Raw genomic sequence first — 7,218 nt, forward strand, 5'->3', positions numbered from 1 at the left:
CAGTGTCATGTCCGAAAGAAGACCCCCCGCGAAGTGGCGGGGGGAGGTGACGGACCTCAGGAAGAGAGGGTCCGCGGGGAGTATCACACCCCTAGAATCGCGCAAAACCGCCAATTTCGATAGGACCGAGGTCACACATGAGAAACTCGTATTTTTCATGTGTGTTTTGGGGCACAGCGGCGATTTGGCACGGTTGGGCCGGAAAGTGACGTTAGGTCAACTGGTTGCAAGCCGTTTCTGCGCGGAAATTCGCTGATTTGGTGGCACTTGTCAGTGATGTGTCAAGGAATTTAACTCAGCAAGAACCGCCTGGGCTGCGGCTTTTGGGTCCTGTGCCTGATAGATCGGGCGGCCAACAACGATGTGATCGGCACCGTCGCTGATTGCACTGGCCGGGGTGGCCACACGTTTCTGATCGCCCAATGCTGCGCCTGCTGGTCGGACACCTGGAGTAACGATCAGACGACCTTCGGCCTGGGGCAGGGCGCGGATTAGCGCGGCCTCTTGCGGGCTGGCGATGACGCCATCGGCCCCGGCCTCTAGCGCGCGTGCCGCACGTTCGACCACCAGTTCCTGCACGTTGCCCTCTTTCAGCAGGCTGGCATCCAGATCGTCGCGGTTCAGCGAGGTCAGGATGGTCACGGCGAGGATTTTAAGGTCCTTGCCCGTAGCACCCTCTTTCGCGGCGCGTACCACATGGGGATCACCATGAACGGTCAGGAAATCCAGATCGAACTGTGCTAACCCGCGCACAGCGTTTTCCACTGTGTTGCCGATGTCGAACAGCTTCATGTCCAGAAAAATGCGCTTGCCGTGATCCTGTTTCAGCTCATTAGCCAGGGCCAGCCCGCCCCCGGTCAGCATACCCAGCCCGATCTTGTAGAAAGATACGGCATCGCCCAGCCGCTCGGCCATGGCCAGACCTTGCAAGGCGTTTGGAACATCAAGGGCAACGATCAGGCGGTCATCGGACATGGGGCAAGCTCCTTTTTGGCAAACGTCTGCGTCCTAACGGGTTCCGCGCCTTGTGTCCATGCAGGACCGATGTTTGATCGAAGTCGCATTCCTCATGACTGAGTGTGCTATGGTCCTCCCGTTACAAAGAACATTTAAGATGGGGGACTCATGAAACAGTTTGCGGGTGTGGGGTTTGTTTTGTCTTTGGTTGGCTGTCAGCAAATGCCGTTGCAGCCAGAGGCCGCAGATACAGTCATCAGATCCCCGACCAATCAGGACCTGCGCCTTGTGCGCGGCTATCGTTCGACCGACGATGATTGCCAGTTAACCGGCGAAACGGCCTTTACCGTCGATTTTCTGGATGACGCGGCTGATCTTGTGTCCTGCCCCTCAGGCAGCGATGCGGCGCAATCACTGGTCGACATGTATAATGCACGGCAAGTCGCAAAAACCGGAGGGTATACAGTCTATTCCGTACCGCGCCGTTAAGTGCGGATTCTGCGGCTTAGCCTCTTGAACCGTCAAAGATATTTCCCAGATTGAATGTGAGGCCCAGACCGAAGCGTGCCGCCAAGCGGGCGCATCACATTCAGGGCGCTTGAGATAAAGGAGAATGCTATGGACTTGAACAAGTTCACCGAGCGGGCACGGGGGTTCGTGCAGGCGGCGCAGACGATTGCGCTGCGCGAGGGGCACCAGAGGTTGGAGCCCACACATATTTTGAAAGCATTGATGGATGACGATCAGGGGCTGGCCAGCAACCTGATCACACGTGCAGGTGGCGCGCCGAACCGCGTGGTCGAGGCGCTGGATGCTGCGATGGCCAAAATCCCGAAGGTCAGCGGCGACGCAAGCCAGATTTACATGGACGGCCAGACCGCCAAGGTGTTGGACGAGGCCGCCAAGATTGCCACCAAAGCGGGCGACAGCTTTGTGCCGGTCGAACGCGTGTTGATGGCACTGTGCATGGTGAAATCCAAAGCCAAGGACGCTTTGGATGCCGGCGCTGTGTCCGCGCAGAAACTGAACGAGGCGATCAATGATATCCGCAAGGGTCGCACCGCTGACAGCGCGTCGGCGGAGGAAGGTTATGACGCGCTCAAAAAATATGCGCGCGACCTGACCGAGGCTGCGGCCGAGGGCAAGATCGACCCGATCATCGGACGGGATGAGGAAATCCGTCGCTCGATGCAGGTTCTGTCGCGTCGTACCAAGAACAATCCGGTTTTGATCGGGGAACCCGGCGTCGGTAAGACCGCGATTGCCGAAGGTATGGCCCTGCGCATCATCAATGGTGATGTGCCGGAATCGCTGAAGGACAAGAAACTGCTGGCGCTGGACATGGGCGCGCTGATCGCCGGTGCGAAGTACCGCGGTGAATTCGAAGAACGCCTCAAGGCTGTTCTGACCGAGGTCACCGAGGCCGCCGGTGAGATTATCCTGTTCATCGACGAGATGCACACATTGGTCGGTGCAGGTAAATCCGACGGCGCGATGGATGCCGCCAACCTGATCAAGCCCGCGCTTGCACGGGGTGAGCTGCATTGCATCGGAGCAACCACGCTGGACGAGTACCGCAAATACGTCGAGAAAGACGCGGCCCTTGCGCGCCGGTTCCAGCCAGTGATGGTTCAGGAGCCGACGGTCGAGGACACCATCAGCATTCTTCGCGGTATTAAAGAGAAGTATGAGCTGCACCACGGTGTGCGCATCTCGGACTCGGCATTGGTGTCGGCGGCGACCCTGTCGCATCGCTATATCACCGACCGGTTCCTGCCTGACAAAGCTATCGATTTGGTCGATGAGGCGGCGTCGCGTCTGCGGATGGAGGTAGACTCCAAGCCAGAAGAACTCGATCAACTTGATCGTCAGATCCTGCAGATGCAGATCGAGGAAGAAGCGCTGAAGCTTGAGGATGACGCAGCCTCCAAGGATCGTCTGGAAACCTTGCAAAAGGATCTGGCCGACCTGCAGGAGAAATCCGCCGAGATGACCGCCCAGTGGCAGGCCGAACGCGATAAGCTGGCAGGTGCGCGTGATCTGAAGGAGCAGCTCGACAAGGCGCGGGCCGATCTGGAGATCGCTAAGCGCGAAGGCAACCTCGCCAAGGCGGGCGAGCTGTCCTACGGCGTCATCCCCGAGCTTGAGAAAAAGCTGACCGAGGCCGAGAACGCCGAAAGCAACGCCATGATGGCCGAAGAAACGGTGCGTCCGGAACAGATCGCTTCGGTGGTCGAACGCTGGACGGGTATCCCGACCTCGAAAATGCTGGAAGGTGAGCGCGAGAAGCTGCTGCGGATGGAAGACGATCTGCATTCCCGCGTGATCGGTCAGGATGCGGCGGTGACTGCCGTGGCCAACGCCGTGCGCCGTGCGCGTGCTGGCCTGAATGATGAGGGTCGCCCCTTGGGTTCGTTCCTGTTCCTCGGGCCGACCGGCGTGGGTAAGACCGAGCTGACCAAGGCCGTGGCAAACTTCCTGTTCGACGACGACAACGCGATGGTACGCATCGATATGTCCGAGTTCATGGAGAAACACGCGGTCGCCCGTCTGATCGGTGCCCCCCCGGGCTATGTGGGCTATGACGAAGGCGGTGTGCTGACCGAAGCCGTGCGGCGCCGGCCCTATCAGGTTGTGTTGTTTGACGAGGTCGAAAAGGCGCATCCGGATGTGTTCAACGTGCTGCTGCAGGTTCTGGACGATGGTGTGCTGACCGATGGTCAGGGCCGCACCGTGGACTTCAAGCAGACGCTGATCATTCTGACGTCGAACCTCGGCTCTCAGGCGCTCAGCCAGTTGCCCGAAGGTGCGGACAGTGCGCAGGCCAAACGCGACGTGATGGATGCGGTCCGGGCGCATTTCCGGCCGGAATTCCTGAATCGTCTGGACGAAACGATCATCTTTGACCGGCTCAAGCGGGCCGATATGGATGGCATCGTTGATATCCAGATGGCACGCCTGCAGAAACGTCTGGCCGCCCGCAAGATCGAGCTGGCACTGGACGATGGCGCCAAGGAATGGCTGGCGAACGAAGGCTATGATCCGGTCTTTGGTGCGCGTCCGCTGAAACGCGTGATTCAGCGCGCACTTCAGAACCCATTGGCCGAGGCCCTGCTGGCCGGCGAGATCAAGGACGGCGAGACTGTCCCGGTGACCACCGGAGCCGAAGGTCTGATCATCGGTGACAGGCTGGGCACGTCAGATCGACCCCGCCCGGACGATGCCGTGGTGCATTGATCTGAGATTGGAAACCAGAAAGACCCGCCAAACTGGCGGGTCTTTTTTTTACACCTTGGCAAAATGCCCATTCAGAAAAACAGCGATTTCCGTCAGCGAGGCATCGGCTTCGGGTATCTCCGGGTAAAACTCGAACACGTGCCACATGCCCTCCCATACACGCAGGGTGCAGTCGGCGCCGGCCTGTCGCAGCAGGCGATCCAGACGCACGCAACCGCTCAACAAATGATCGCGGGTTCCCGAAGTCAGAAAGACGGGTGGAAAGTCTGCGTCGAAGGGGCCGTAAATCGGAGATACGTCGGGGGCTGTCAGGTCGACCTCTTTGCCAACATAACAGTCACGGAAAAAGTCGATTTCAGACTGATTTAGAAACGGGTCGCGATCTGCCAGTCCGCTGTCCCCGTTGTTCTGCAGGTCGACAATAGGTGAAAGCAGGGCCAGTGCCGTTGGTAACAGAACGCCATTTGCGCGCATTCTGTGGACTGCAGCCAATGCAAGATTTCCCCCGGCAGATTCTCCGCACAGGCAAGCCCCAGGCGTTTCGGCCAGTACAGACGAGATGACTGCGGTGCAGGCATCAAGGGCCGCCGGGTATGGCGCTTCGGGGGCCAAGGGATAGTCCGGTGCAATCACAACCGCGCCGGTCTTGGCCGCCAGCCAGGCTGAGATTGGCAAATCCTCAAACGGGCTGCCAAGGGTAAAGCCGCCGCCGAACAGATAGACCAACCTGCGGCCAGGGCGCGGTTCGGCAGGAGTGATAACCATGCAACGCACACCGCCAATTGTTTCATCGGACAATGCAACGCCGGACATTTCTACGGCTGCGGTACAACTGTCTGCGTAATCCTCTCGCAACATAGCCCGCATTTCGGGAAGAGGCTGCGTTAGATCCCGAATTGCGGCTTGTTCGGCATAAGATGCAGCCTTGGCACTGATTGCGGCGGGGGCGGGCATAGGTTTGTTTTTTCTGTGGTTCATACCATTGATATCGCAATGTCAGCAGGCGCAAGGGATCTAATGGATGCAGGTATACTTTGACGGTTTCCCCAAAAACACCGCACTACGTCTGTCGATCCATTGCAAAGCCTGCACGTTCCGGGCCTGAATTGCAAAGCTTAGCTTTGTTGGGAACGTTCTGAAGTCCACGCCTACAGGCGACTACGTTACAATCTCGTCGCTCAATCGTGACGCTCATTACCTTGGCACTGTGCTATCAGCGATCTACCTCATACCCGAGGTGTTTTGACAACGGAGACATACATGGCGCATCGCTGGACCAATACATTGACACATGCGGACGTCACCCCAAGGGCGGCGTTTTTGAACCGGCGTCAGGTTATGGCCGGGCTGGCAGGTGTCGGACTGGCGGGGATGGCGCGCGGCGCGACGGCGCAAGAAGCGCTGGAGCCGAACACCTGGGAAGAGATCACGTCTTATAACAACTTTTATGAATTCGGGACTGGCAAGGATGATCCTGCCAAATATGCCGGTGCGCTGACCACCGAACCATGGAGTGTTAAGATCGACGGTCTGGTCGACAATCCGGGTGACTATGACTTTAAGGATATCATGTCTGAGATGACGGTCGAAGAACGCATCTATCGTTTCCGGTGTGTCGAGGCCTGGTCGATGGTGATCCCGTGGAACGGATTCGAACTGGCTGATCTTCTGAACATGGCAGGTGTTCAGGAAGGGGCCAAATACGTGGCCTTTGAAACCGCCTTGATCCCCGATGAGATGCCGGGCGTGCGCTACCCGATTCTGGAGTGGCCTTACCGCGAGGGTCTGCGCTTGGATGAGGCGATGCATCCGCTGACCATCATGGCGACGGGTATTTATGATCGGCTGATCCCAAACCAGAATGGTGCGCCGCTGCGTTTGGTGGTGCCGTGGAAATACGGCTTCAAGTCGATCAAGTCGATCGTGCGGATCACTCTGACAGAAGAAGAGCCACCCACCAGCTGGAACATGTCGGCGCCACGTGAGTATGGCTTCTATAGTAACGTGAACCCGAACGTGAACCATCCGCGCTGGTCGCAAGCCTCGGAACGTGAAATCGGCGGCGGTCTCTTTGCCAAGCGTATACCAACCCTGATGTTCAACGGCTATGAGAACGAGGTCGCCGGGCTGTACGAAGGCATGGATCTTTCGCAATACTATTAAGTCTATGCAGCAGGTGAATCATATATTACGCCGTATTCCCGCTTGGGCGGTCTACCTGATTGGGGCGCTTCCAGCGCCCTGGTTGTTTTACCAGGGGCTGACAGGCGGATTGGGCGTAAACCCGATAGAGGCGTTGGAGCATCGGTACGGAGAGTTGGCGTTGCAGCTTCTGATTGGTGTGCTGGCGATTTCTCCTCTGCGGCGTTTCCTTGGCCTGAACCTGCTGAAGTTCCGCCGCGCCCTTGGGGTTCTGACCTTTGCGTATGTCACGCTGCATCTGTTGGTGTGGCTTGTGTTGGATGTGCAGGTGCCCAGCCAGATTTGGGCGGATATCGTTAAGCGCCCATATATAACGGTCGGCATGGCCGCTTTTGTCTTGATGCTGCCGTTGGCGGTGACGTCGAACAATCTGTCGGTGCGGAAATTGGGTCCGCGATGGCGCAGCTTGCAGCGCCTGGTGTTTCCCGCGGCGATTCTGGGTGGGTTGCACTATGTCATGTTGGCCAAGGGCTTCCAGATTGAACCGCTGGTCTATCTGTCTGCAATCGTCGGCCTGTTGCTACTGCGTTTGCCTATATCCGGTGTGCTGACTCGGTCGCGTCAGGCCGATTCCATCTGACTCGGCGCTGAGTCTATGGGTAAGCCTGTTCAAAAGCTGAGATTCGAGGTGGGATGCGCTGCGTGTTGCGGGTTTCGTGGAGTATGACGTTATTTAAGCTTATGATTTATATGGGTAAAAATTAAATCTGCGGTTTTTTGCGAGTTTGTCGAATTTTCCACTTGCGGGTTGTTTGGGTAAACCTTAGAACCCCCTTCACCGGCGCTGCTGAGGCGGTGTTGGGACGCTGGAGACGGCGGAGA

General features: G+C 57.8%; 6 protein-coding genes. 4 read left to right on the forward strand and 2 right to left on the reverse strand.

What is annotated here, in order from left to right:
- Positions 1–270: 270 nt before the first annotated feature.
- Positions 271–975, reverse strand: a complete 705-nt coding sequence (gene pyrF / locus ACR0B0_RS20190; RefSeq protein WP_170352008.1) for an orotidine-5'-phosphate decarboxylase — start codon at positions 973–975, stop codon at positions 271–273.
- Between the two features lie 150 nt (positions 976–1,125).
- On the opposite strand from pyrF, the gene ACR0B0_RS20195 reads away from it, so the two are divergent.
- Positions 1,126–1,446, forward strand: coding sequence for a hypothetical protein (locus ACR0B0_RS20195; RefSeq protein ID WP_170352007.1), 321 nt, complete (start codon positions 1,126–1,128; stop codon positions 1,444–1,446).
- 129 nt (positions 1,447–1,575) lie between these two features.
- On the forward strand, positions 1,576–4,194 hold the full coding sequence (gene clpB / locus ACR0B0_RS20200) for an ATP-dependent chaperone ClpB (RefSeq protein ID WP_170399974.1): 2,619 nt from the start codon (positions 1,576–1,578) through the stop codon (positions 4,192–4,194).
- Between the two features lie 48 nt (positions 4,195–4,242).
- Here clpB and ACR0B0_RS20205 read toward each other — a convergent pair whose 3' ends face one another.
- On the reverse strand, positions 4,243–5,148 hold the full coding sequence (locus ACR0B0_RS20205; RefSeq protein WP_480649334.1) for an alpha/beta hydrolase: 906 nt from the start codon (positions 5,146–5,148) through the stop codon (positions 4,243–4,245).
- A 306-nt stretch (positions 5,149–5,454) separates the two neighbouring features.
- Between ACR0B0_RS20205 and msrP the strand changes: the two genes are divergently transcribed.
- Positions 5,455–6,357, forward strand: a complete 903-nt coding sequence (gene msrP, locus ACR0B0_RS20210; RefSeq protein WP_480649336.1) for a protein-methionine-sulfoxide reductase catalytic subunit MsrP — start codon at positions 5,455–5,457, stop codon at positions 6,355–6,357.
- A 4-nt stretch (positions 6,358–6,361) separates the two neighbouring features.
- On the forward strand, positions 6,362–6,976 hold the full coding sequence (msrQ, locus tag ACR0B0_RS20215; protein ID WP_170352003.1) for a protein-methionine-sulfoxide reductase heme-binding subunit MsrQ: 615 nt from the start codon (positions 6,362–6,364) through the stop codon (positions 6,974–6,976).
- Positions 6,977–7,218: the final 242 nt, after the last annotated feature.

It is taken from the genome of Ruegeria sp. BA12 (genome assembly GCF_056539625.1).

Excerpts from the sequence above, each read along its gene's own strand:
- pyrF (WP_170352008.1), bottom strand. The coding sequence starts at position 975 with ATGTCCGATGACCGCCTGATCGTTGCCCTTGATGTTCCAAACGCCTTG.
- ACR0B0_RS20195 (WP_170352007.1), top strand. The coding sequence starts at position 1,126 with ATGAAACAGTTTGCGGGTGTGGGGTTTGTTTTGTCTTTGGTTGGCTGT.
- clpB (WP_170399974.1), top strand. The coding sequence starts at position 1,576 with ATGGACTTGAACAAGTTCACCGAGCGGGCACGGGGGTTCGTGCAGGCG.
- ACR0B0_RS20205 (WP_480649334.1), bottom strand. The coding sequence starts at position 5,148 with ATGCCCGCCCCCGCCGCAATCAGTGCCAAGGCTGCATCTTATGCCGAA.
- msrP (WP_480649336.1), top strand. The coding sequence starts at position 5,455 with ATGGCGCATCGCTGGACCAATACATTGACACATGCGGACGTCACCCCA.
- msrQ (WP_170352003.1), top strand. The coding sequence starts at position 6,362 with ATGCAGCAGGTGAATCATATATTACGCCGTATTCCCGCTTGGGCGGTC.